The organism is Hamadaea sp., assembly GCF_013362815.1.
Classification (GTDB): domain Bacteria; phylum Actinomycetota; class Actinomycetes; order Mycobacteriales; family Micromonosporaceae; genus Hamadaea.
Window position 1 is genome coordinate 15,612 of sequence record NZ_JABFVK010000013.1, and the last position, 22,340, is coordinate 37,951.

A 22,340-nucleotide genomic window follows, 5' to 3' on the forward strand; every position below is an offset into this window, starting at 1 on the left:
TTTCGCCGATGCGCCCGGCGCACGCCATCCAAAACAATCGCACCTGTCAATGTTTTCCGACCCGGCCCGCCGTCGCTCCCTAGGCGGGCCGGGCTCGACTCCCGGGAGGACAGATGCACCTTCGCAGATCCCGGCTTCTGGCCACGTTGTCGCTCGCGCTTACTCTCGCGGTCGGCGCGGCCGTGGCGAGCCCGGCGCACGCGCTCAACCCGTACCAGCGGGGACCCAACCCGACGGCCGCGATCCTCGAGGCGGGCAGCGGGCCCTACGCGACCTCCTCGATCGGCGTCCCGTCGACCGTGCTCGGATTCGGCGGCGGCCGGATCTACTACCCGACGACCACAGCCGACGGGACGTTCGGCGGCATCGCCATCTCGCCCGGCTTCACCGCCACCTGGTCCAGTCTCGCCTGGCTCGGCCCGCGCCTGGCCTCGCACGGTTTCGTGGTGATCGGCATCGAGACCAACACCATCTACGACCAGCCCAGCAGCCGGGGCCAACAGCTCCTCTCGGCCCTCGACTACCTGGTCAACTCCAGCTCGGTGCGCAGCCGCGTCGACTCCTCCCGGCTCGCGGTGGCCGGTCATTCGATGGGCGGCGGCGGTACGCTTTGGGCAGCGAACGCCCGACCCTCGTTGCAGGCGGCGATCCCGCTCGCGCCGTGGAACACGGACAAGTCGTGGGGTGGCGTACAGGTGCCGACGATGATCATCGGTGGCCAGTCCGACACGGTCGCACCGGTCGCGACGCACTCGATCCCGTTCTACACCAGCATTCCGGCGTCGTCGGAGAAGGCGTACCTGGAATTGCGGGGGGCGAGCCACTTCTTCCCGCAGGCGGTGAACACGACCGTGGCGGTGTCGATGGTGTCCTGGCTCAAGCGATACGTCGACGACGACACCCGCTACGAACCTTGGTTGTGCCCGGCTCCGTCCGGGTTGGCCATCTCCGACTACCGCGACACGTGCCCCGCCTGATCTTCGGCGCACACCTGGGGTGGCCGTTCGCGGTCACCCCTTCCCATGTCGTTACCTGTGGGTAACACTGGACCGCATGGTATTTGCATCGACAGTGCATGTATCTAGGTTGCGCGGCCGGACCCGGGAGACCGAGGCCGTCGCGGCAGTGCTCGCCGGAGCCGCTGTCGGGCGGGGCGGGGCGCTGGTCTTCGCCGGCGAGCTCGGTCTCGGCAAGTCCGCGCTGCTTCAGCACGCTGTGCGTACGGCGACGGGGTTCCTCGTGTTGCAGACGGCGGGCGTGGCCGCCGAAGCTCATCTCGCGTACGCCGGACTCATCCGCCTGCTGGAACCGTTGGCCGACGGCGTACCCCGGTTGGCCGAGGAGCACCGACGCACCGTACGCCGAATGCTGAGTGGCCAGAGCTGCCCGGACGCCGATCGGCTCCCGCTCCGGCTCGCCGTGCTGGAGCTGCTCGGTTCGGCCGGTCGTCCGGTGCTGTGCTGTGTGGACGATGTGGACGCCGCTGATCCCGCGACGGCAGACGTGCTCGCGTTCGTCGCCCGGCGGGTGGCCGACCGGCCGGTCGCGATGCTGCTCACCGCCGGGGACGGCGTCGACGGCGTACGCACGCTCCAGCTTGAAGCGCTCGACTTCGCCGACAGCCGTGCGCTCGTCGCCGATCGGGCCGATCTCGTCGACGATGCCGTCGCCGCGCACCTCGCCGAGGTCGGCTGCGGCAATCCGCAGGCCCTCGTCGATCTGGCCGAATCGCTCACTCCCGGGCAACGGGCGGGCGCCGCACCGTTGCCGAACGGGTTGCCCGGGGCCAGTTCGCTGCGGCAGGCGTACCGGGCGAGGATCGCCGGACTGCCTACGGAGACTCGGGACCTGCTTCTTCTGACGGCGGCCGAGGCGGCGGCGACGGCGGAGTCCCTGCCCACCGCCATGCTCGCCCGGGTGGCCGAGGTACGCGATCTCGCGCTGGGCTCGCTGAGTCCGGCCGAACTGTCCGGCGTCGTACGCGTCGCCGACGGCGTGGTGTCCTTCGCGCAACCGCTCGTCCGGCAGACCGCGTACGAGCTCGTCCCGCTGGCCCGGCGACGGGCGGCGCACCGGCTCCTCGCCGAGCAGGCCGATCAGCCGGCTGACCGGCTGCGTCGCGTCCTGCACCTCGCGGCGGCCGGTGATGCGCCCGATCCGGTGTTGGCCGAGCGGCTGGCCGAGGTGGCGGCGGATGCCGTTCGGCCCGGTCCGGCGGCCATCGCCTTCGAAGCCGCGGCCGAGCTGGCCGGGGATTCGCAGACCGCCGCCGCGTACCTCATCGCCGCAGCTCGCTCCGGGTGGCTGGCCGGTCGTCCGGCGTACGCCCGCCGCCTCATCACCCGAGTCCGGCGTACGCTCGCCGACGTCCCGCGTACGCCCGAAGCAGACCGCGTCCTCGGCCAGACCGACCTGCTCCTCGGCGAGATCGAGCTGCGCTCCGGTGCGACCGCGGCCGCCCTGGACGCCCTGCTCGCGGCGGCCGACCGCCTCGCCCGACAGCACCGGGAGCTGGCCGTGAGTGTCCTCATGCGAGCGTCGGAGGCGGCCCGCTTCTCCGGCGAATACCCGCGGATAACCGAGGTGCGCGCTCGGGCGGAGGCGCTGCGGCGGCCGGGTGACTCGCTCCGGCTGCGCTTCGTGTTCGCCCAGATCGAGGGGTTCGCCGCGACCTTCACCGGCCGCTTCGACCAGGCGAAACCGGCTCTGCGGGAGGCGATCGCCCTCAGCGAGCGGCTCGGCGAACCGGGCGCGCTGACCGCCGCCGGAGCAGCTGCGTTACTGCTCGGCGACGATCACACCGCGTTGCGGGTGACCGAACGGGCCTGTGCCTCGGCCGACGCCGCCGGAGACCGGGCGGTCTTACCGGTGACGCTCGAACTGACGGCGTACGCCCAGTTCTGGCTCGGCCGCCATGACGCCGTCCGGCAGTCCTGTCTGGCCGGACTCCGGGCGGCCCGAGCCGGTGGGCAGGAGAACTACGCAGGCGACCATCTCGGTCTGCTCGCCGTGCTGGCCGCCGTACGCGGTGACGCCGACGAATGCCGATCGCAGCTGGCCCGGCTGCGTACGCCGATCGAGGCGGGCCGGGTCAGCCGGCCGCGTGTCCTGCGGGACTGGGCGCTCGGAGTGCTCGACTTGGCCGCGGGCCGGCCTGCCGAGGCGTTGAGCCGATTCGCGGGCATCGCCGATCCGGCCACCGGCCACGGGCACGTGGTCGTCCAGGTGCTGGCGACACCGTGGCTGGTCGAGGCGGCCGCTCGAAGTGGGGCCGGTGACCTGGCCCGGCCCGCCTGGCAGGCGTACGACCAGTGGGCGGAGCTCACCGGCGACCCAGTACGCCGTGCGCTGTCCCGGCGATGCCGAGCGCTGTTGGCGGAGCGGGGGAGTGCCGAGGCCGAACGGCATTTCCGGGTGGCGCTGGAGTTGCACGGTTCCTCGGACGCCGACTTCGAACACGCCCGTACGCAGCTGCTGCTCGGCCAGGACCTCCGGCGTACGCGGCGGCCCCGGGACGCCCGGGAGCATCTGCATCGGGCGGCCGACCTGTTCCAGTCCGCCGGCGCGGACTACTGGATCGACCAGGTCCGGGCCGAACTGCGGGCGGCGGGCGAACCGGTCGCGTCCCCCGGGCCGGACGCGACCGCCGCGCTGACGGCGCAACAGTTGCAGATCGCGCAACTGGTCGCCGACGGCTCGACCAATCGCGAGGTCGCGGCGCAGCTGTTCATCAGCACCCGGACCGTCGACCATCACATGCGCAACATCTTCCACCGGCTCGGCATCCGCTCGCGGACCGAGCTGGTACGCGCCCTGCGTTAGAACATGCCGTACGGGGTCTCCGACTCCGGCGGCACCGGCTGGACGACATCCCAGTGTTCGACGATCTTGCCGTCGGCCAGCCGCCAGATGTCGACCACCGCGAGCTCCTCGGTAGGCGTACTCATCCGGTAATGGAGGACGACGAGGTCGTTTTCGGCGATCACACGCTTGAGGTCGAGTTTCGCCCCCGCGACCGGCGCAGTCTTCATATACGCGACGAACGCGTCCCGGCCGGACGGATTGCCCGGGCTGTGCTCCACGAAGTCCTCGTGCAGCAGCGTATGCAGGATGTCGATGTTGCCGGCGGCGAACTCGGCGAAGCCGTTGAGGACGAGGTCCTTGTTGCTGTGCGTCATGTGGATCACGCTCGCAGCAAGCGCCTTGCCCGGTCTATTACCTCACAGGTAACGCGGAATAGGCCGCCGCCGATCGGCGTTGCAGCGCACGTTCCACCATCGAAGGGAGAGTGCGATGAAGGTTCGCAGCTCACTGCGGTCGCTCAAGCAGAAGCCGGGTTCGCGGGTCGTCCGCCGGCACGGCAAGCTGCTGGTGATCAACAAGCGGGATCCGCGGCTGAAGGCCCGCCAGGGCTGACGCGGCATTCGTGAGACAGTGGGGGTATGCCAGTCGCGGAGACCGCGGATCGGCTCGCCCCGGCGTACTTGCGGCATGCCGTCGGGATGTACCGCGGGTATCACTACAGTGGCCAGCAGCCGGGCGTACACCGCGGGCTGCCGTCACTGGGCGTCACCGTCGTCATCAGCCTCGATGCCCCGACCCTGGTCGCACTGGACGCGGGGGAACCCGCACTCGGCTACGCGTCGCTCGCCTCGGGGATGACAGTCGGTCCCGCTTACATTCCGCACGACGGCTCGCAGTACGGCGTACAACTTGAATTGACTCCGGCTGGAGCACGTGACCTGCTGGGGCTGCCCGCGGCCCCGCTGGCCGCTGCCGTCGTGCCGCTTCCGGACCTGCTGGGCCCGGACGCGCGCGAGCTGATCGATCGACTGGCCGCCGCGCCTGATTGGCCGCGACGGTTCGACGTGCTCGACGAAATCCTCACGCGGCGGCTGGATCGCGCTCCGCGGCGCGATCCAGCCGCGGAGGTCGCGCAAGCTTGGGACATTCTCGTCGCCCAGCAAGGAGTGGTACGCGTAGAGCAGCTGGCGAAGGCGGTCGGTTGGAGCAGACGCCACCTGTCAGCGCGATTCGCGGCCGAATTCGGCGTCTCGCCCAAAGACGCGGCCCGCATCGCCCGGTTCGACCGATCGCACCGGCTGCTTCGCGCCGACCGGAAGCTGTCGCTGGCCGACATCAGCGCGCGATGCGGCTACTACGACCAGCCCCACCTCGACCGCGAATGGCGAGCGTTGGCCGGAGCCGCGCCGACCACCTGGCTCGCCGAGGAGAACCTGCCGCTGCGCCCGCTCGATTGAGCTAAGCCACCGGTGGGTGGCCGAGCGCGTCGTCGACCACAGCCTCCCACGGATGCGGCTGCTTCCACGGCGGGGCCAGCCGTGGCCGCAGCCAGGCCAGCTGTTCGTGATCCAGGTGGGCGACGGCGTCGACGAAGTCGCTCCGGTCTTTCTCCCTGGCGTCCCTCGCCTTCAAGAGGAGCACAATCTCCGGTGTGAGGTAAGGGATTCCACCGGGGCTCCGCCGGATGAGGTCCGCCAGCGGCCAGCGGATCTTCCCGCCCCGATGGAAGATCCAGTCCGAGTCGTCGCTCGACGCGAAGAGCACCTGGACGTCGCCGCACTCCGGCGGCAGATCCTTGGTGAACGAGACGGTCATCCGGCCCGGCTCGATGTCGAAGCCCTGTTCGGCGGGCCGGCTCTCGTTCGTCTGCTCGTCGGTGACCACCGGCCCGAACGGCCGCATCACCTCGAGGAGATGGGCGAAGTCGGCGGCCAGGACCAGCACGTCGAGATCGGAATGGTCTCGGCGTACCGCACCGGTGAGGAAATCCACCGCCCAGCCGCCTGCGATTCCGTGGAGTCGCCGGTATCGAGTGAACAGCTCTTGGAATGCGGTGATCTGCGGATGCTCATCGGGATGCACGGTCGGATTCTGCGCCCGATTTCCCATTCGTCCAAGCCTTGGCGGTCGCGACGCGGGACCCTGAGGACATGAGCGAAATCAAGACGGCCGTTTGGCCGGTACTGCGGTATCAGGACGCCGCCGAGGCGATCCGGTTCCTCGTCGAGGCGTTCGGGTTCGTCGAGAAAGCGGTATACGCCCGTGACGGCGGAGGCGTCGACCACGCCGAGCTGACCTGGCCCAACGGCGGCGGAGTCATGCTGTCGAGCCGGTCGGCCGACGGTGACGAAGTGCGTACTGCGCCTGGAATGGGCTCGGTGTATCTGGTGACCGACGAGCCCGACCAGCTCCACGATCGGGCGGTCGCTGCGGGGGCGAAGATCGTGCGCGGACTGCGCGACGAGGACTACGGCTCGCGGGGTTTCACCGCTCGTGACCCGGAAGGCGTGGTGTGGAGCTTCGGCACGTACGCCGGAGAACCCGACTGATCATGGGCGGCCATGATCAGCGGAAGATTCGCGGTGCCATAACCCCGCATTTTCTCCGTTGATCTCCGCCAAGCACGTCGGACGCCGGACCGGCCCCGACAACCGGTGGCCGGGTCGGGACGATGCCACGCAAGCGCGATACTGGCCGGCATGACGGGTAGGAGACGAGGGCGTGGCGGCGTCAGCGAGCCGGTCGACTTCGGCACCGCGGATTTGATCCCCGACGCTGACCATCCGTCCAGTTGGACCCTGCTGTACGACGGTCGGCCTCAGTCACATGTCGATCTTGCGAATCCGGCCCGGCTGCACTTCGAGTACATGCGCCACCTCGCCGCGATAATCGACACGGCCTGGGCGCCGGGCCTCCCGTTGCGTGTGCTGCACCTCGGCGGCGGCGCGCTGTCGCTGCCGCGCTACGTGGCCGCGACTCGGTCCCGATCGGCGCAGCTCGTGATCGAGCGTGACGGCGCCTTGGTCGCGCTGGTTCGCGAGAACGCCCCGTTGCCGCCGAAATCCAGCATCCGGGTACGCATCGCCGATGCCGTCGCCGCCTTGCCCACCATCGCCGACGCCCGATTCGACCTCGTCATCGGTGACTTCCCCGGGCAGCCGGCCGAGCTTACTCCCGACATTGCCCGGGTGCTCGCACCGCAGGGTATCTACGCGGCCAACGTGATCGACGGCCCGCCCCTGCGCGAGACTCGGCAGCATGTGGTCGCGGCGAAGGCCGCCTTCGACGACGTCTGCCTGCTGGCGGACCGGGCGGTCCTGCGGCGTCGGCGGCCCGGCAACCTCGTGCTGGCCGCGAGCAAGGAGCGCCCGCTGCCCATGACCGAGCTCAACCGCCTGGCGGCCAAGGAGCCTCAGCCCGTCCAGCTCGTGCACGACTTCGGTGACGCCGACTTCTCCTTCGGATGATCACCGTCGTGGCGCTATCCTCCATGATCGTGACGGTGGCGGAGGACATTCTGGCTCGGGTGCTGGCCCGCCCGGCGGTGAACGGCGTACGCGTGATCGGGGTGGACGGCGGAGCCGGGGGCGGTAAGAGCACCCTCGCCCGGCAGCTCGCCGAGCTCTCCGGCGCAGGGCTGGTCGAGATCGACGACTTCGTCTCATGGGACGACTTCGCGGGCTGGTGGCCCCGGTTCGACGAGCAGGTGCTCGAACCGCTTCTGGCCGGCAAGGACGCCCACTACCAGGTACGCGACTGGATCAACGACTGGCGCGGTGGTTCGCTGGGCGGCTGGAAGACGCTGCCGTGGCAGCCGCTGGTCGTGATCGAGGGGGTCACCTGCACCCGGCTGGCGACCGAGGGGCGGCTCGCGTACGGGGTCTTCGTGGAAGCGCCCGCCGACGTGCGGATGGCGCGCGGACTGGCCCGCGGTCACGGGCAAGAGTATGACGTCCGGTGGCTGTGGGAACGGTGGCTCGTCGAGGAGGGCGAGTTCTTCGCCGCCGACCGTACGCGAGAACGCGCGGATGCGGTGCTGGACACCGGTTGCGACCCGGCCACGGTGACGTACCGAGTCTGACCGGTCCACCTACGGTTCCACCCAGGTTCCACCCGTGGGTGGCAGCCTTCCGACGCCGAGATCCCTAGCGTCGAGCGCATGAATTACGCGCAGATCCTGCTCATCGCCGCCCTCATCGTGTGGACCATGGTCCGCCGGATGGCCGGGCAGCCCGTCCAGAGCCGTCGCATGCTCATCATCCCGTTGGGCGTGACGGTCGCGGGCGTGGCCCAGCTGGACGCCGGTCATCTGGCCACAGTGGACTTGGCGATCCTCGTGGTGCAGGCGGCGCTGTCGATCGGCCTCGGTCTTGCCCGGGGCGCGTCGGTCCGGCTGTACCTGCGAGACGGGGTCGCATGGTCCCGGTACCGCTGGCTGACCATCGGACTCTGGGTCGCGACCATCGGCGTACGCGTCGTCTTCGCCGTGATGACCGGCGCGCTCCGCTCGGGCGCCGCTGCGAGCGCGATGCCGTCGCTGCTGATCGGGCTCGGCGTCGGGCTGCTGGCCGAGGCGGCGCTCGTGCTCTTCCGGGTCACCACGAGCGAGCTGCCGCTGGCTCCGGACGATCGGGCGGGGCGTACGAGCCGCCGTCAGCCCATCCTGTAGAACACAGATCATGTGGTTCACCACCATCCGTGGCCTGCTCGTTCTCGGGCTGGTCACGGTGGGCACCGTCAACAACGCCCCGGCGGGCCGGCTTCCGCTCACGGTCGGCCTGGTAGCCGTGGCGGCGTTGGGCTGGCTTGCCTGGTTGATCCGGCCGGACGACGACCACTGGCTGATCGCCGGATCGGCGGTGGTCGGCGTTGGCGGGGTGCTGCTGTGGGTCACGCCGAACGGGGTGGCTTTCGGATTCGTCGCCGCCGCCGCTGTTCGCGCTGCCCGCCGGCTGCGCCCGGCGTACTCGTTGATGGTGACGATGGGGCTCGCGGTCCTGTTCCTGATCGCGTGCCTGGTCACCGGGCGTGATCACGTGCTTTTGGGCGCGGGCCTGGGCGTGCTCGCGATCAGCGAGCTGGCGGGGCTGGCCCGGCGGCAGGCCGATCAGCTCCGCGAGCAGAGCCAGCTGGCCCAGGCCGAGCAGGCGCGGGCCGAGGCGCTCGCCCAGCGCGCCCAGCTCGCGCGCGAGGTGCACGACGTGCTCGCGCACTCGCTCGGCGCGCTCAGCGTGCAGCTCGAGTCGGCCGATGCGCTGCTCGAGCACGGCCGCGCGGAGCAGGCTCGCGTGGCGATCGGCCAGGCGGGACGTCTGGCCCGCGACGGCCTGGCCGAGACCCGGCGGGCGATCGGCGTGCTGCGCGGTGATTCCGTCCCGTTGTCTCAACTGGTACGCGATCTGGCCGCCGCGCACGAGGATCTCGTGACGGTACGCGTAGCGGGCGAAGAAGTCCTGCTGGACCCGCAGGTCTCGCTCGCGCTCTACCGGACGGTGCAGGAGTCGCTGACCAACGTCCGCAAGTACGCACCCGGCGCGACGGTGACAGTGCAGCTGACCTACGAGCCGAAGCAGGTCGGGATGACGGTCACCGACACCGGCCCGGTACGCCCGACCGGAGTGCTCGCCACGACCGGCGGCGGATTCGGGCTGACCGGGCTGCGGGAGCGGGCCGAGCTGCTCGGCGGCACCTTCACCGCAGGCCCTTCGGAGGGTCGCGACATCGGGTGGACGGTGAGTGTCAGGATTCCCCTGTGATCAAGGTGGTGGTGGCCGACGACCAGACGACGATCCGCGAGGCGCTCGCGCTGATGCTCGACCTGTTCGAGGACTTCGAAGTGGTCGGCACGGCGGCCGATGGTGACGAGGCGGTCCGGCTGGTGGTCGAGCGCGGAGCCGACGTCGTCCTGATGGACCTGCGGATGCCCGGGACCGACGGCGTCGCCGCCACCGCCCGCATCCGACGGGATCACCCCCAGACTCAGGTCGTGGTGCTGACGACGTACTCCGATGACGCCGATGTCCTCGCCGGGCTGCGCGCCGGTGCTCTCGGGTACCTGACCAAAGACGCCAACCGAAATCAGATCGCCCAGGCGATCCGGGCCGCCGCCGAAGGCACCTCGGTTCTCGATCCCGAGGTCAGCCGCAAGTTGCTGGCCGCCTTGGACTCACCGGCAGCTCCTCCCGGCGGCCCGCTGCCGGACGGGTTGAGTGCCCGGGAGGCCGAGGTGCTCACGTTGATCGCGGCGGGACTGGCCAACCGCGAGATCGCCGCACGGCTGTTCGTCACCGAGGCGACCGTGAAATCCCACATCAACCGGCTCTTCGCCAAGATCGGCGTGACCGACCGCGCGCAGGCGGTGCGGTATGCGTACCGGCACGGGTTGAAAACGCCCGGCTAGGGCTTTCGCCCCGGCCGGCTCGCTCGGTGGTACGCCATCGACGCTTCGGCGGTCCGGAGACGTCGACGGCGTACCACCGAGCGCGGCGGATCAGGCCGCACGAACCCCGCTAATCCTCGTAGGGATTCCGGGCGGGCACGTGGCGGAGCCACTCCGGGCGTACGCCGGTCGCTTCGGGGCGCTCACCCCATTCGCAGGCAGGCCCGACTTCTTCATTGATCTTGAGTGCCGACGTCGCGGGGTCGGCGGCGAAGCGTTCGAGGTCGTCGGCGTACCGGTGAAGGAGGTCTGTCCACGATGGAGCCAGAACGTCCCAGGTGCCGCACTCGGGATCGACCCGGACGACTTGGCCGGGCGTACCACCGGCGGGGGGATCCAGGTCGAGCAGCCACCACACGTCGCCGTTCATCGTGCCGACGACCACGCGGTTCTCGGCGCTCAGCGTCGGGCGTACGGGTCCACTGGCGCGCAGCTCGCCCTTGTCGATCAAGTACGCCAACACCCCGGGATCGGTCCAGAGTGGATCGTCGTCGGAGTTGTCCCGCCACATCCCGGTGGCCTCGACGATCTCCTCCGTCGAGTAGAGGTTGTCCAGCGGCACCGCGCTCGGTTGATACCCGGTCCCGTCGTGCACTCGGAGGCTGGCCCGGAAGTCAGCCGGCAGCGCCAGGCCCAACTCCGCCGCCACGGCGTCGATCGCCGCGTCGGTGGCGGGCGGGCGCAGCATCGGGACCGCCGCCGGCAGTACGCGGAACAGCGCGTACTCGACGCGTGTCCACGCCTCGGCGGCGGCCCGATCCAGGTCGGTGTCGATCACGCCAGGAGTCTACGAGCCCGGTCGCCGAACATCAGTGCGGCGCCGGTCGACAGCACGGCCAAGGCGAGGCACAGCCCGACGGTCACGCCGAGCGTCGTCCACGGGACCACCATCGGCACCGTCGCGCCGAGCTGGGCCGACAGCCCGCGGGCCAGCGCTGCCAACGCGGCTACTGCGACGCCGAGCCCGAGTCCGCCGCCGACGACCACGACCGTTGCCGTCTCCGCACTCAGCATGCCCAGCACCTGCGTGCGGGTGGCCCCCGACAACCGCAGCAGCCGCAGATCACCTGCCCGGGCGGCGCTCGCCATCATCGTGGTGTTGACCACGGCGAGCAGCCCGAAGCCGGCAGACACGGCGATCAGGATCACGGTGAACACCCAGACGAGCCGGTCGTCTTCGTCGGCGGTGCTCTGGGCGTACGCCGCACCGCTGAGTTCGCGCGCGCCGAGCCCGGTCAGCCCGCTCGCCCCGCTCGCGGTGCGGTAGACCGACGCCGTCAACGCAGACGAGTCGAGTTTGCGTACGGTGTCCCGGTCGAGCAGGACGCTCGCCGGGGTCGGCCCCTTCGTCACCACCGCCGCGACGAGCAAGGTGTACGCGCGTCCGTCCACTGCGGTCACCGGATGCGTACTGCCGAGTTGCCAGCCCGCCTGATCGGCGTACCAGTTGGTGACGGCGATGGGGATGCGCGGACCGGGACGGTGGATCGCGGTCAGGTCGCCGGAGCCGATCGTGAACAGCGAGTCCTCGGCGGCGCTGATTCCGGCCGCCGCCAAGGGTTCCGAGCCGGAATACACAGTGGTGGGCAATGTGGACAGTCCGGTGGCGGCAGTTACCGCGGCATCCGACAGACCCGGCACGCCGTCGGGCACGACGACCGCAGCGGCCCCGGCGGCGGCGACCCGACCGATGCCGTAGGACGCGGTCGACGTCTGGACCAGGCCGCCGACGAGGACCGCGAAGGCCACGCTGAGCAGGATCGGAGCGGCGGTCGAGGCGGTCCGGCGGGCGGCGGTCCGGGTGTGCTGCCGGACCAGGAGAACCGTCGCACCCCGATCGCGCGCGAACGGCGCGGTCAGCAGCCGCACGGCGAACGGCAGGATCGCCGGTGCCAGCAGGCTTCCCGCCGTCGTCAGGGCCATCGCCGCATACAGCGCGTACGTGCCGAGGTCCGCCCCCGAAGCGCTGGTCGCGGCCACGCCGAACAGCCCGGCCACGGCCACCGCGAGCAGCCCGGTCACCCAGCGCATCCGGCTCATCGGCCGATCGTCCAATGCGGACTCACGCAACGCGTCGAGCGGGCTCACCCGGGCCGCGCGCCAGGCCGCGGCGATCGCTCCGGCAAGGCTCACGAGCATTCCGGCGGCAATCGCGGCGATCGGCACCCACAACTGGTACGCGATGACGAAAGTCCTCGGTTCGAACCCGGTACGCACGAGCCACCGCCCGACGAGGGCGGCCGTCGCCAGCCCGAGCGGCGCTCCGGCCAGTCCACCGGCGAGGCCGACGAGCAGCACTTCACCGTGGATCATGCGCCGGATCTGCCGGGGCGCGGCCCCCAGCAGCCGTAGCAGCGCGAGTTCCCGATGCCGTCGGCGGGTGGCGAAGGCGAACGCCGAGGCGACGATGAACACCGAGACGAACGCGCCCAACGCCGAGACCGCCAGCAGCACCTGCATCCCGATCCAGCGCGTACGCGCGTCCGCCACCGGTTCCAGCGCAGCGCGCTGCGAACCGGTCAGCACCTCGCCGTCGGATCCGACGACGTCGGCGATCTTCGCCGGGTCCACCGATCTCGTGCCGAGCACACCGATGACGCGTACGCCGCCCGCCCGCTCCCGGGCCAGCGCGTCGCCCACCCAGAGACCCGGCCCGTCGGCGGTGCCCGACACCGTGAACGTCTCCGGCCCACGCGCGGTCAGCAGCGTGACGGCCGAGCCGGGAGCGATCCCGAGCCCGCTGTCCACCACGACTTCATCGGCCTTCTCCGGAATGCGCCCTGCGGTGACGGAGTACCCGCCGAGCGCGGCAGCCGACCAGCCGGACGCGTCCGCTACCTCACCGACGGGTTTGCCGTAGCGGATGAGCTGGGCGTAGAAGCGATGCTCGGGCACGACCCGGTCGACGCCCGTGATTCCGGTCAACTGGAGCGCCAGCGCATCGGCCTGATCGGCGGACCACGGGCGCGGCTCGGTGAACGCCTCCGGGTCGGTGGGCGGGATCGGGCGGACCAGGGCGGGGGCAGCGGCGTACCGGTCGGGCAGCACCGGCCCGGCCGAGGTGAGCAACAGACCGCAGATCGTCAGCAGCGCGACCGCGATGGCGAGCGTGACGGTGGTGCCGAGCAGGCTGCGCCACCGCTGCCGCAGGGAGGCCAACGCGATCATGCCCGCACCTCCGCCCGGACGAGACGGGCGGCGATCCGGGCCGGGTCGGCGCCGGTGATCTCGTCGACGATCTGCCCGTCCGCCAGCACGAGTACGCGGTCCGCAGCCGCCGCCGCGACCGCGTCGTGGGTCACCATCACGACGGTCTGCCCGTGGGTGTCGACCAACCCGCGCAGGGCCCGGAGCACCACGCCGGAGCTGGCGCTGTCGAGCGCGCCGGTCGGCTCGTCGGCGTACAGGACGGCCGGGCGGGTGATCAATGCCCGGGCCAGCGCCACCCGCTGCTGCTCGCCGCCGGACAGCTGAGCCGGGTAGTGCCCGGCGCGGTCGGCCAGCCCCACTTCGGCCAGCGCGCGGGTCACCTCCGCCGGATCGAGGGCGCGCCGGGCCAGGCGGTGGGGCAGCGCCACGTTCTGGGCGGCGGTCAGCGCCCCGACCAGGTTGTACGCCTGGAACACGAACCCGATCCGGTCGCGGCGCAGCAGCGTACGGCCGTGTTCGTTCAGCCCGGCCAGATCGGTGTCGCCGATCGTGACCGTGCCGCTGTCGGCGATGTCGAGCCCGGCCGCGCAGTGCAGCAGGGTCGACTTGCCCGAGCCGGACGCGCCCATCACGGCGGTGAAACTGCCGGCGGTGAACTCGGCGCTCACCCCGGCCAGGGCCGTCACCGCGGCGGGCGGAGTTCCATACGTCTTGCGGACCGCGGTCAAGCGGACCGTCACGGTGGATGTCATGGGGACAACTCCACCCGGCCGAGCGCCTCGGCACATTGGCGTGGGAGCGAGGATCGGAACTACACCTAGCACTACTGTGTGCCGCGTTTACGCAGGCTAGGGTCATTCCCGTGACTGCTCGCACCGCTCTGGCCGCCGCCGCGTCGCGACCATGGCGGCTCCTGCGGTCGGCCTGGCCCTGGCGGTCGCTGGCGTACCTGGTGACCGGGCTGATCCCGGCTGCGCTGCCGCTGGCGTTGCTCGGCGGCATCGAACTGCTCCGTCCGGAGCTGACGCCGCTGGTCGGGCTCCTGCTGGCCGCCCTGCTGATCGTGGTGGCCGCCGGTCCGGTGCTCGCCACGTTCGAGCGACGGCGGTTGCGACTGGTCGACGCCCGGCCGCTGCCCGCCCGGCCGCCCGTCCGGCTCGGCGAGCCCGGTCTGTGGCGGGAGATCGCGTGGGCGGTCCTCACCGCCTGCGTCGCCTGGTTCCTCGATCTCGCGGTGATCGCGTTGTCGCTGTTCCTGCCGCTGTTGCTGCTCTCGGCGCCGCTGCAGCCGGCCGACCCCGGCGCGGAGGTGCCGACCGCGTGGTGGGTACGCCTCGCACTCTTCACGATCGGGCTGGTGCTGCTGCCCTTCACGGCGTACCCGATCACCGCGTGGGCGGGTGCGCGGGCGGCGATCGCCCGGGCGGTGCTGGCCCCGGCCGATGCCGAGCTGGCCGACGAGCTCGTCGAGGTCCGGCGTTCCCGGGAGCGCCTGGTGGACGGGTTCGACTCCGAACGCCGCCGGATCGAGCGCGACCTGCACGACGGCGCGCAGCAGCGGCTCGTGGCGCTGAGCATGACGCTCGGGCTGACGCGATTGCAGCTCGCCGACGACCACCCGGCCGTGGCGTTGCTCGAGCAAGCCCGGGAGCAGACCGCGCTGGCCCAGGCGGAGCTGCGCGAACTCATCCGGGGCGTGCATCCGCAGATCCTCAGCGACCGCGGGCTCGCCGCCGCCCTCCGGGACGTCGCCGGGCGCTCGCCGATCCCGGTCGACCTGCGGTTGCGGCTCGACGGGCGGCTCCCCGCGCCGGTCGAGATCACGGCGTACTTCGCCGTCTCCGAGGCGCTGGCGAATCTGGCCCGGCACAGCGGAGCCGCGACCGGATCGGTGTCTGCCTCGGTGCAGGGGGACACGCTGGTCGTCGAGGTGTCCGATGACGGGACCGGGGGAGCCGATCCGGCTCGGGGCACCGGCCTGACCGGCCTGGCCGACCGGGCCGCCACCGTCGGCGGGCGGCTGCTGCTGGCCAGCCCGCCCGGCGGCCCGACGCTGCTGCGGGTGGAGCTGCCGTGCGCGCGCTGAGGATCGTGCTCGCCGAGGACTCGGTGTTGTTGCGCGAGGGGCTGACCAGCCTGTTACGCCACTTCGGCCACGACGTCGTGGCGGCGGTCGGCGACGCCGACGCGTTACGCCGGGAGACACCGGCCGCCGAGCCGGACATCGTCGTCACCGATGTACGCATGCCGCCCGCGTACGGGGACGAGGGCCTGCGGGCGGCTTTGGCGCTGCGGGTGGACCGTCCACAGTTGCCGATCCTCGTCCTCAGCCAATACGTCGAGCAGACGTACGCCACCGAGCTGATCGACGCGGGCCGGTCCGCGGGCACGGGTTACCTGCTCAAGGACCGGATCGGTGAGGTGGCCGAGTTCGTCGACGCGCTGGTGCGGGTGGCCGACGGGCATACCGTGATCGATCCGGAGGTCGTCCGTCAGCTGCTGGACCGCCGCCGTGATCCCGTGAGCCGGTTGACTCCCCGCGAACGGGAGGTGCTGGGACTGGTCGCCGAGGGCCGGTCCAACGCCGCCATCGCCCGGCGGCTCGTGGTGACCGAAGCCGCCGTCGCCAAACACATCGCGGGGATTCTGACCAAACTCGACCTGCCGCCGGATGCCGACGACCATCGGCGGGTGCTCGCGGTGCTGGCGTACCTGCGGGCCTGACGCGAACTCTTGACATGTGGACGTAGGTCTATCATTCTCTGCGAGAGAGCGCTCTCCAGCAAGATCCGCCGGTTTCCCACCGGCCGTCCCCGCACGCCCCGGTGGACGGCAGCGACGCCGCCGCCGGGCGTACCCGCACCCCCTGGAGATGCCCCATGAGCCTCCGCCCAGGCCTGCTCCGCCCACCCCGCATACGTCCACGCTGGACGATCCTGGCCGCGTCCGCCGTCCTCGTCGTGGCCACCTCGCTCGTCGGCGCGGCCCAGCCCGGCCACGCCGCCTCCGTCCTGCTGTCCCAGGGCAAGCCCGCGACCGCCGCCACCGCCGAGAACGCCGGAACTCCGGCGAGCGCCGCCGTCGACGGCGACACCGGCACCCGCTGGTCGAGCGCATTCAGTGATCCACAGTGGATTCAGGTCGACCTCGGCGCGACCGCGACGATCGATCAGGTGATCCTGCGCTGGGAGACGGCGTACGCGACCGCGTTCCAGATTCAGGTGTCGGCCGACGCCGCGACCTGGACGTCCATCTACTCCACGACCAGCGGCACCGGCGGGACCCAGACCCTCACAGTCGCCGGGACCGGTCGCTATGTCCGCATGTACGGCACGGTCCGGGCGACCGGCTACGGCTACTCCCTGTGGGAGTTCCAGGTCTACGGGTCCGCCGGTTCCGGCAGTTGCGGCACGACCAACGTGGCGCTGAACAAGACCGCGACCGCGTCCTCCGCGGAGAACGCCGGCACCCCGGCGTCGGCCGCCGTCGACGGCAACACCGGTACGCGCTGGTCCAGTGCGGCGAGCGATCCACAATGGCTCCGCATCGACCTCGGCTCGTCGCAGACCATCTGCAAAGTCGGGCTGAGCTGGGAAGCGGCGTACGCGACGGCGTTCCAGGTGCAAGTGTCGGCCGACGGTGCGACCTGGACGTCGATCTACTCGACGGCTACCGGAACCGGTGGTTCGCAGAGCCTCACCGTCACCGGAACCGGCCGCTACCTCCGCATGTACGGCACGGCGCGGGCGACCGGCTGGGGCTATTCGCTGTGGGAGTTCACGGTGAACACCACCGGCGGCGGTGACGGGGGCGGCGGGGGAGTCACCGGCCCGATCATCTCGCAGTACGCCCCGGTCAAGGCGTCCTCGTACGAGGGGGGCAACGCGCCCGCCGCCGCGCTCGACGGGCGTACGACGACGCGGTGGAGCAGCGCGTTCGGCAGTGATCCCCAATGGATCCAGGTCGATCTCGGGGGCACCGCGTCGATCACCGGCGTCGTGCTCAACTGGGAGTCGGCGTACGCGTCGGCGTACCGGGTCGAGGTGTCCGGCGATGCCATGACGTGGACGTCGATCTACTCCACGACTAGCGGGCACGGCGGGATCGAGAACCTCGGGATCACCGGCAGCGGCCGCTACCTGCGGCTGTACGGCACAGCTCGGGCGACCGGCTACGGCTATTCGCTCTGGGAGCTGGAAGTACACGGCACAGTGGACACGAGTGCCAGCACTCCGCCGATGCTGTCCGGGCCGACCAAGCCGCCCGCCACCACCGGTCAGTTCGCCCTGTCCGTCCCGGCCGACGCCGCGATGATCACCAGTACGCGTCGCCCGACGTTCGGCTGGGCGGCGGTCTCCGGCGCGGTGCGCTACCAGGTCTGGATCAACCTCAGCCGAACCGACTACGACTTCGCCGCCAGTGGGAGCCTCCTCGACCTCTACACCAAGGTCGCCGAGCCCACCGGCACCAGCTACACCCCGAACTGGGACATCCCCGACCGGTGGACCTACAAGTGGTACGTCACCTCGGTGTCCGGCAGCGGCGCGACCACCACGTCGGCCATCCGGACGTTCAGCGTCTACGTGCCGGTGCTCGCCTCCGGCGACGGCGTGAACCTCGTCAACGGCAGCCGGGACCTCAACAAGAACGGTTCCATCGAGCCGTACGAGGACTGGCGGTTGCCCGTCGCGACCCGGGTGGCCGATCTCCTGTCGCGGATGACGCTCGCGGAGAAGGCGTACCAGATGTTCTACAACGCCCAGACCTACCCGCAGTCGGGCTGGCACTTCGGCCCGGCGCAGGCCGCGGACCTGGACACCTATCTGCGGGCCTCGGCCACCACGCGCCTGGGCATTCCGTTCGTCAGCGCCGGGGACACGATCCACGGCTACCAGACGACGTATCCCACGCAGAGCGCGCTGGCCGCGAACCGCGACTACCTGCTGGATTACAAGCTCGGCGACGTGCAGCGCCGCGAGCAGCTCGAAGTCGGCACGCGCGGCGTCCTCGGCCCGCTGGCCGAGGTAGGTACGAAGGTCATCTATCCCCGCATTCAGGAGGGCAACGGGGAGAACGCGGAGGTGGCCGCGGCTCAGGTCCGCGCGCTGGTCGCCGGTCTCCAAGGCGGGCCCGAGCTCAACCCGAAGTCGGTCCTGGCCACGGTCAAGCACTGGCCCGGCGAGGGCGCGGGCGGTGAAGCGGGCATCACCTACGACGCCGTCACGATCAAGTACCACATGATTCCGTTCCGGGCCGCGATCGAGGCCGGCGCGGTCAACATCATGCCCGGGTACGCCGGAAGCTCGTTCCTGGATCCGGGCGGTCCCGGAGCCGGCAACAGCGCGCCGATCCTGAACTACTTGCGGACGAACCTCGGTTACACCGGCCTCATCACGACCGACTGGCTGCCCGCCGGGGACCCGTGGATCTCCGCCGCCAACGCCGGATCGGACGTGATGGGCGGAGCTGACCCGGGCGCGGCCGGCTTCTCGATGACCACGTTCACGTCGAGCGTCGCGGCGAGCCGGATCGACGACGCCGTACGCCGCATCCTGACCCTGAAGTTCAAACTGGGGGTGTTCGAGAACCCGTACGGCGACCCCGTCAACGGGCCCTATCGGATGCATCAGCCCGCGTACGCGCAGCTCGCCAACCAGGCCGCGCGGGAGTCGATGACCCTCCTGAAGAACACGGGAGCCGTCCTGCCGGTACGCCTCAACGCCGGAGACAACCTCGTCGTCGCCGGCGCTCGGGCGGCCGACGGGCTGGCCTGCTGCGTCTGGACGAGCTACTTCCATCAGGAGTACGGCTCGATGACGTTCTTCGACGCGATCAAGGCGAGGGGAGCGGCGGCTGGGATCAACGTCTACCAAGACTCCGCGCCGACGAAGCCGAAGCTGGCGATCGTGGCGGTCGGCGAACCTTCCTACACCCACGCCACCGCGTGGGCGAAGGAGCAGCCGTACCTCCCGGCGGATCAGGTGGCGCTGATCCAGAACTTCAAGAACCAGGGCATCCCGGTCGTCGTCCTGCTCGTCCTGCCCCGGCCCTATGTGATCAGCGACTGGAACGGCCTCGCCGACGCCATCGTGGTCACCTATCGGGGTGGCGAGGAGATGGGACCGGCCGCGGCGAGCCTGCTCTTCGGTGACTACACCCCGCGTGGGCGGCTGCCCTGGCAGCTTCCGCGTACGCTCGACCAGGTGCTCAAGCCGGGCGGCACGGATGTGCTCGCCGATGCGAACGAGCATTGGGACGTGCCCTATGACCTCGGTGCCACCGATGCCGAGGTGACGTCCATCCGCACGTATATCAACAATGGACAGACGGTGCCGACGACCTTCGGCAACCCGCTCTATCCCTACGGAGCCGGCCTGCAAGGCTGGTGACTTGCTGCCATGATCAGCGGAGGAAATGTGGGGTTATAACCCCACGAAATCTCCGCTGATCATGGCCGCCCATGATCATGCCCGCTGAGGGGCCAGGCGGAGAAAGCGGGCGAGGTCTTCGATCTCGTGCCGCACCTCGGCCGAGAGCTTCTTGGTGAAGGGCACATCCTGATGGATCGCGTCCACCCGGAACACGCCGCGTTTGTGGTCGGCGGTGGCGTCGACCTTGCCGACGAGCCGGTCGCCGTGCAGGATCGGCAGCGCGAAGTAGCCCCAGCGACGTTGCGCCACCGGCTTGTACATCTCCAGCTGATAGTCGAACTCGAACAACTCGGTCATCCGCTTGCGGTCGTAGACGAGCCGGTCCAGCGGCGACAGCAGCGCGGTGCGTCCCTCGAACGGCCGGCCGAGCTGCTCCGGATCGACCCGCCACTTTCCGCGTACGCCCTCGATCACGGCCGGCTCCCCGGCCACGTCCACATCGGCCGGCTCGATCTGATGCTCGGTGGACTTGCCCCGGGCGATGCCCAGCGATCGCAGCCGCTTGTCGTCGCGAAGCCGGCGCGCCTCCTCACGCGGCACGACCCGATCGTCCGGGTAGATGCGTTCCGCGAGGTCCCACAGCCGCTCCCGGCCCTGCCGTCCGGCCGTCGCCACCTCGCCACGCCGCTCCATGAATTCGAGCATCTTCATGACGTTCTTGTCATTCGTCCAGCCGCTCGACTGCCACGGCACGACACACGTGTCCGGAATCTCCCGCGCGGCCAGCGGTCCGTCGGAGCGCAGCCGCTCCAGGATGTCGTGCCGGCAACCCCGGTTCGCGTCGACCCAGTCGCGCTGATACTCCTGCCAGTCGCGCAGCGGCTCCGGCCCCGGCCAGGCCGCCATGTCCGCGCGGTACAGCGCCAGGTCCTCGCGCGGCCGGATCAGGCCGAACACCTCGACCAGCGTCTGATTCCCCAGGCCCGTCTCCAGATCTTTCGACTGGTACGCCGCGGAGCCGAGCCGGCTCCACAACACGAGATCGGCGTTGGGCGCGACGGCAGCCGTCAGATCGACCTGCAGCAGGGTCAGCTGCCGGACGACGTCCACCAGGTCATCCGGCCGGGGACGATCGAGCAGCTGGGCGCGTACGGCGATGCGCCGCGCCTCCAGCCGGGACAGCTCGTGGATCATCCGCCGAGGATATGCCCCAGGTATGACCGACGGGCCTCGTCAGCGCCGCTGCGGCCGGCAGTCTGTGGTCTCGTTCAACGGTTGGTACTGGTTCTTCGTGCAGATGAGGTCGACCTGAGTCACGCCTGTGGTCTGAAACGGCTGTCCGTGGTCGTCGATGGTAAAGGTTCCGGTCTCGCCTTGCGAACTCCAATCGAGGTCGATGACCCAGCGGCAGAGGCACTTCGTGGCGGTGCCGAACACGGTGAAGACCTCGGCGTCGCCGATGGCAACCGTGTACGGGAACTTCACCGGCCCCCGGCGTTGCGGCAGGTCGCCCTCCGGATCCAGGGATTCGTCGTAACGGGAGCTCAGCTTAGGCGTCGGCGGATCCAGATTGGCCGATATCCATCGGTAGACGCCGTCGCCGCCGCAAGCCAACCCGTACGCCGTGCCTTTTGCCGGGGCGAGCCGCTCGATGACGCGGATGTGCATCCCGAGGAGCACCACCTGGGCGGTCGACCGTCCCTGGACGGTGAAGTCAACGCCTGAAGTCGTCGGGATGGCATGTTGGGCAGCCGCCCAAGTACGCCACTGGTCGTCCTCGTCCATCCCGTCGCCCGGCTTGACCCCTTGTCCGGCGGGCAGAACCCAGCCGACGCCGCACGGCGTGGTCCGGTCCCGGACGGCCACCGTGAACGGCGTCTCGGCCGGGGACCTGCTCGGCGACGGCGTTGCGGCCGCTGTCGCGGTAGCGGTCGCCGAGGTCCCCGCTCGGGTGACGGGACCGGACGGCTCCGACTTGAACAGCTGCACGAGCGTGACGACGAGGCTGAGCGCGGCGAGGATGCCGCCGACGGCGGCCCACCATCCGGCACTGTGCCAGCGGGCCGGTGGTTTCGCCGCCACAGGTGTGTCCTTCGTGGGCGTAGGCCCGTTGGCAACGGCCGGCCGCCGACGTTTCGCCACGTCATACCTCGTCTCGTGTCGGGAGGACCCGGACTCGGCTCAGTCTGACGTGGACTCCGGCCCGCCGGAGTCGCCTACGCGGCAGATCAATGCGATCGAGGAGGCGGTCCGCCCGTTCGGGGGTGACCGGTCGGCCCGGCGTCACCCTCGCCCTCCCCCTTCGGCTGGGGCGCGTGGCGTACGCTCGGGGCCTTCGCGCTCACAGCCGCGGAACCACGGTTGTCAAGAGTGTGACGGGCTGGTGGTGGGAGCCCGTCCTCGGCGTGGGCCGCTCTCCGCTCTCGGCGGGGACCGGTCCACGCCGCTTCTTCGGCCGGGCGTCCTTGATCAGCGGAGTTTTCGCGGTGCCATGACCCCACGAAAACTCCGCTGATCAAGGACGCCGTTTGCCGCCGGGGGCGAAGGAGTTTGCCGAGCACGTCGGTGGGGTAGCC

20 protein-coding genes are annotated in these 22,340 nt (G+C 70.6%); 13 read left to right on the plus strand and 7 right to left on the minus strand.

From position 1 onward, the window contains the following. The first annotated feature begins 113 nt into the window (after positions 1–113). Both HOV77_RS05100 and HOV77_RS05105 read left to right on the plus strand, forming a co-directional pair. Positions 114–977: an alpha/beta hydrolase gene (locus HOV77_RS05100; protein WP_290858125.1), complete on the plus strand. Its 864-nt coding sequence runs from the start codon at positions 114–116 to the stop codon at positions 975–977. A gap of 94 nt (positions 978–1,071) precedes the next feature. Beyond that, entirely contained in the window at positions 1,072–3,822 is a 2,751-nt protein-coding gene (locus HOV77_RS05105) for a LuxR family transcriptional regulator (protein WP_290858128.1), read from the plus strand. Here HOV77_RS05105 and HOV77_RS05110 read toward each other — a convergent pair. Next, positions 3,819–4,178 (minus strand): nuclear transport factor 2 family protein, encoded by a 360-nt coding sequence (locus HOV77_RS05110; protein ID WP_290858135.1) that lies wholly within the window; start codon positions 4,176–4,178, stop codon positions 3,819–3,821. The two genes, HOV77_RS05105 and HOV77_RS05110, sit on opposite strands and share 4 nt — an antisense overlap. A gap of 115 nt (positions 4,179–4,293) precedes the next feature. Here HOV77_RS05110 and HOV77_RS05115 point away from each other — a divergent pair, with 115 nt between their 5' ends. Together HOV77_RS05115 and HOV77_RS05120 are read left to right on the plus strand one after the other, a co-directional pair. Next, positions 4,294–4,416 carry a ribosomal protein bL36 gene (locus HOV77_RS05115; RefSeq protein ID WP_290858140.1) on the plus strand — a complete coding sequence of 41 codons (123 nt, stop codon included), beginning with the start codon at positions 4,294–4,296 and terminating at the stop codon, positions 4,414–4,416. A 26-nt stretch (positions 4,417–4,442) separates the two neighbouring features. Beyond that, a complete protein-coding gene (locus tag HOV77_RS05120) occupies positions 4,443–5,261 on the plus strand; it encodes a helix-turn-helix domain-containing protein (protein WP_290858143.1) in 819 nt (272 codons plus the stop codon). 1 nt (position 5,262) lies between these two features. On the opposite strand, the gene HOV77_RS05125 is transcribed toward HOV77_RS05120, so the two are convergent. After that, positions 5,263–5,886, minus strand: a complete 624-nt coding sequence (locus tag HOV77_RS05125) for a hypothetical protein (RefSeq protein ID WP_290858145.1) — start codon at positions 5,884–5,886, stop codon at positions 5,263–5,265. Between the two features lie 68 nt (positions 5,887–5,954). On the opposite strand from HOV77_RS05125, the gene HOV77_RS05130 reads away from it, so the two are divergent. The 6 genes from HOV77_RS05130 to HOV77_RS05155 all read left to right on the plus strand — a co-directional run bounded on the left by HOV77_RS05130 (position 5,955) and on the right by HOV77_RS05155 (position 10,204). Next, positions 5,955–6,353 (plus strand): VOC family protein, encoded by a 399-nt coding sequence (locus tag HOV77_RS05130; protein WP_290858147.1) that lies wholly within the window; start codon positions 5,955–5,957, stop codon positions 6,351–6,353. Positions 6,354–6,503: 150 nt separating this feature from the next. Further along, on the plus strand, positions 6,504–7,271 hold the full coding sequence (locus tag HOV77_RS05135) for a fused MFS/spermidine synthase (RefSeq protein ID WP_290858149.1): 768 nt from the start codon (positions 6,504–6,506) through the stop codon (positions 7,269–7,271). 8 nt (positions 7,272–7,279) lie between these two features. Beyond that, positions 7,280–7,885, plus strand: coding sequence for a hypothetical protein (locus HOV77_RS05140; RefSeq protein ID WP_363259673.1), 606 nt, complete (start codon positions 7,280–7,282; stop codon positions 7,883–7,885). A gap of 78 nt (positions 7,886–7,963) precedes the next feature. Continuing rightward, positions 7,964–8,473 carry a hypothetical protein gene (locus HOV77_RS05145; RefSeq protein ID WP_290858153.1) on the plus strand — a complete coding sequence of 170 codons (510 nt, stop codon included), beginning with the start codon at positions 7,964–7,966 and terminating at the stop codon, positions 8,471–8,473. Between the two features lie 10 nt (positions 8,474–8,483). Then, positions 8,484–9,560: a histidine kinase gene (locus HOV77_RS05150; protein WP_290858158.1), complete on the plus strand. Its 1,077-nt coding sequence runs from the start codon at positions 8,484–8,486 to the stop codon at positions 9,558–9,560. Continuing rightward, a complete protein-coding gene (locus HOV77_RS05155; RefSeq protein WP_290858165.1) occupies positions 9,557–10,204 on the plus strand; it encodes a response regulator transcription factor in 648 nt (215 codons plus the stop codon). The genes HOV77_RS05150 and HOV77_RS05155 overlap by 4 nt, the downstream gene beginning before the upstream one ends. Before the next feature lie 109 nt (positions 10,205–10,313). On the opposite strand, the gene HOV77_RS05160 is transcribed toward HOV77_RS05155, so the two are convergent. The 3 genes from HOV77_RS05160 to HOV77_RS05170 are packed head-to-tail and all read right to left on the minus strand — an operon-like array spanning position 10,314 to position 14,145. Continuing rightward, positions 10,314–11,021, minus strand: coding sequence for an SMI1/KNR4 family protein (locus HOV77_RS05160; RefSeq protein ID WP_290858167.1), 708 nt, complete (start codon positions 11,019–11,021; stop codon positions 10,314–10,316). Continuing rightward, positions 11,018–13,411 (minus strand): ABC transporter permease, encoded by a 2,394-nt coding sequence (locus HOV77_RS05165; protein ID WP_290858169.1) that lies wholly within the window; start codon positions 13,409–13,411, stop codon positions 11,018–11,020. Before HOV77_RS05165 ends, HOV77_RS05160 begins: the two co-directional genes overlap by 4 nt. Beyond that, positions 13,408–14,145 carry an ABC transporter ATP-binding protein gene (locus HOV77_RS05170; RefSeq protein WP_290858172.1) on the minus strand — a complete coding sequence of 246 codons (738 nt, stop codon included), beginning with the start codon at positions 14,143–14,145 and terminating at the stop codon, positions 13,408–13,410. The genes HOV77_RS05165 and HOV77_RS05170 overlap by 4 nt, the downstream gene beginning before the upstream one ends. Before the next feature lie 110 nt (positions 14,146–14,255). Here HOV77_RS05170 and HOV77_RS05175 point away from each other — a divergent pair, with 110 nt between their 5' ends. The 3 genes from HOV77_RS05175 to HOV77_RS05185 all read left to right on the plus strand — a co-directional run bounded on the left by HOV77_RS05175 (position 14,256) and on the right by HOV77_RS05185 (position 19,782). Beyond that, the gene (locus tag HOV77_RS05175; RefSeq protein WP_290858174.1) at positions 14,256–15,479 is read left to right on the plus strand and encodes a histidine kinase; all 1,224 of its coding nucleotides are present in this window, start codon (positions 14,256–14,258) and stop codon (positions 15,477–15,479) included. Beyond that, positions 15,467–16,117, plus strand: a complete 651-nt coding sequence (locus HOV77_RS05180; RefSeq protein ID WP_290858176.1) for a response regulator transcription factor — start codon at positions 15,467–15,469, stop codon at positions 16,115–16,117. The genes HOV77_RS05175 and HOV77_RS05180 overlap by 13 nt, the downstream gene beginning before the upstream one ends. 155 nt (positions 16,118–16,272) lie before the next feature. Beyond that, positions 16,273–19,782 (plus strand): discoidin domain-containing protein, encoded by a 3,510-nt coding sequence (locus HOV77_RS05185; RefSeq protein ID WP_290858178.1) that lies wholly within the window; start codon positions 16,273–16,275, stop codon positions 19,780–19,782. 75 nt (positions 19,783–19,857) lie between these two features. Here HOV77_RS05185 and HOV77_RS05190 read toward each other — a convergent pair whose 3' ends face one another. Both HOV77_RS05190 and HOV77_RS05195 read right to left on the minus strand, forming a co-directional pair. Further along, positions 19,858–20,958: a crosslink repair DNA glycosylase YcaQ family protein gene (locus tag HOV77_RS05190; protein WP_290858181.1), complete on the minus strand. Its 1,101-nt coding sequence runs from the start codon at positions 20,956–20,958 to the stop codon at positions 19,858–19,860. Positions 20,959–20,997: 39 nt separating this feature from the next. Then, positions 20,998–21,846 (minus strand): hypothetical protein, encoded by an 849-nt coding sequence (locus HOV77_RS05195; RefSeq protein ID WP_290858187.1) that lies wholly within the window; start codon positions 21,844–21,846, stop codon positions 20,998–21,000. Positions 21,847–22,340 lie beyond the last annotated feature (494 nt).

Excerpts from the sequence above, each read along its gene's own strand:
- HOV77_RS05110 (WP_290858135.1), bottom strand. The coding sequence starts at position 4,178 with ATGACGCACAGCAACAAGGACCTCGTCCTCAACGGCTTCGCCGAGTTC.
- HOV77_RS05100 (WP_290858125.1), top strand. The coding sequence starts at position 114 with ATGCACCTTCGCAGATCCCGGCTTCTGGCCACGTTGTCGCTCGCGCTT.
- HOV77_RS05170 (WP_290858172.1), bottom strand. The coding sequence starts at position 14,145 with ATGACATCCACCGTGACGGTCCGCTTGACCGCGGTCCGCAAGACGTAT.
- HOV77_RS05185 (WP_290858178.1), top strand. The coding sequence starts at position 16,273 with ATGAGCCTCCGCCCAGGCCTGCTCCGCCCACCCCGCATACGTCCACGC.
- HOV77_RS05145 (WP_290858153.1), top strand. The coding sequence starts at position 7,964 with ATGAATTACGCGCAGATCCTGCTCATCGCCGCCCTCATCGTGTGGACC.
- HOV77_RS05165 (WP_290858169.1), bottom strand. The coding sequence starts at position 13,411 with ATGATCGCGTTGGCCTCCCTGCGGCAGCGGTGGCGCAGCCTGCTCGGC.
- HOV77_RS05115 (WP_290858140.1), top strand. The coding sequence starts at position 4,294 with ATGAAGGTTCGCAGCTCACTGCGGTCGCTCAAGCAGAAGCCGGGTTCG.
- HOV77_RS05135 (WP_290858149.1), top strand. The coding sequence starts at position 6,504 with ATGACGGGTAGGAGACGAGGGCGTGGCGGCGTCAGCGAGCCGGTCGAC.
- HOV77_RS05190 (WP_290858181.1), bottom strand. The coding sequence starts at position 20,958 with ATGATCCACGAGCTGTCCCGGCTGGAGGCGCGGCGCATCGCCGTACGC.
- HOV77_RS05130 (WP_290858147.1), top strand. The coding sequence starts at position 5,955 with ATGAGCGAAATCAAGACGGCCGTTTGGCCGGTACTGCGGTATCAGGAC.
- HOV77_RS05150 (WP_290858158.1), top strand. The coding sequence starts at position 8,484 with ATGTGGTTCACCACCATCCGTGGCCTGCTCGTTCTCGGGCTGGTCACG.
- HOV77_RS05120 (WP_290858143.1), top strand. The coding sequence starts at position 4,443 with ATGCCAGTCGCGGAGACCGCGGATCGGCTCGCCCCGGCGTACTTGCGG.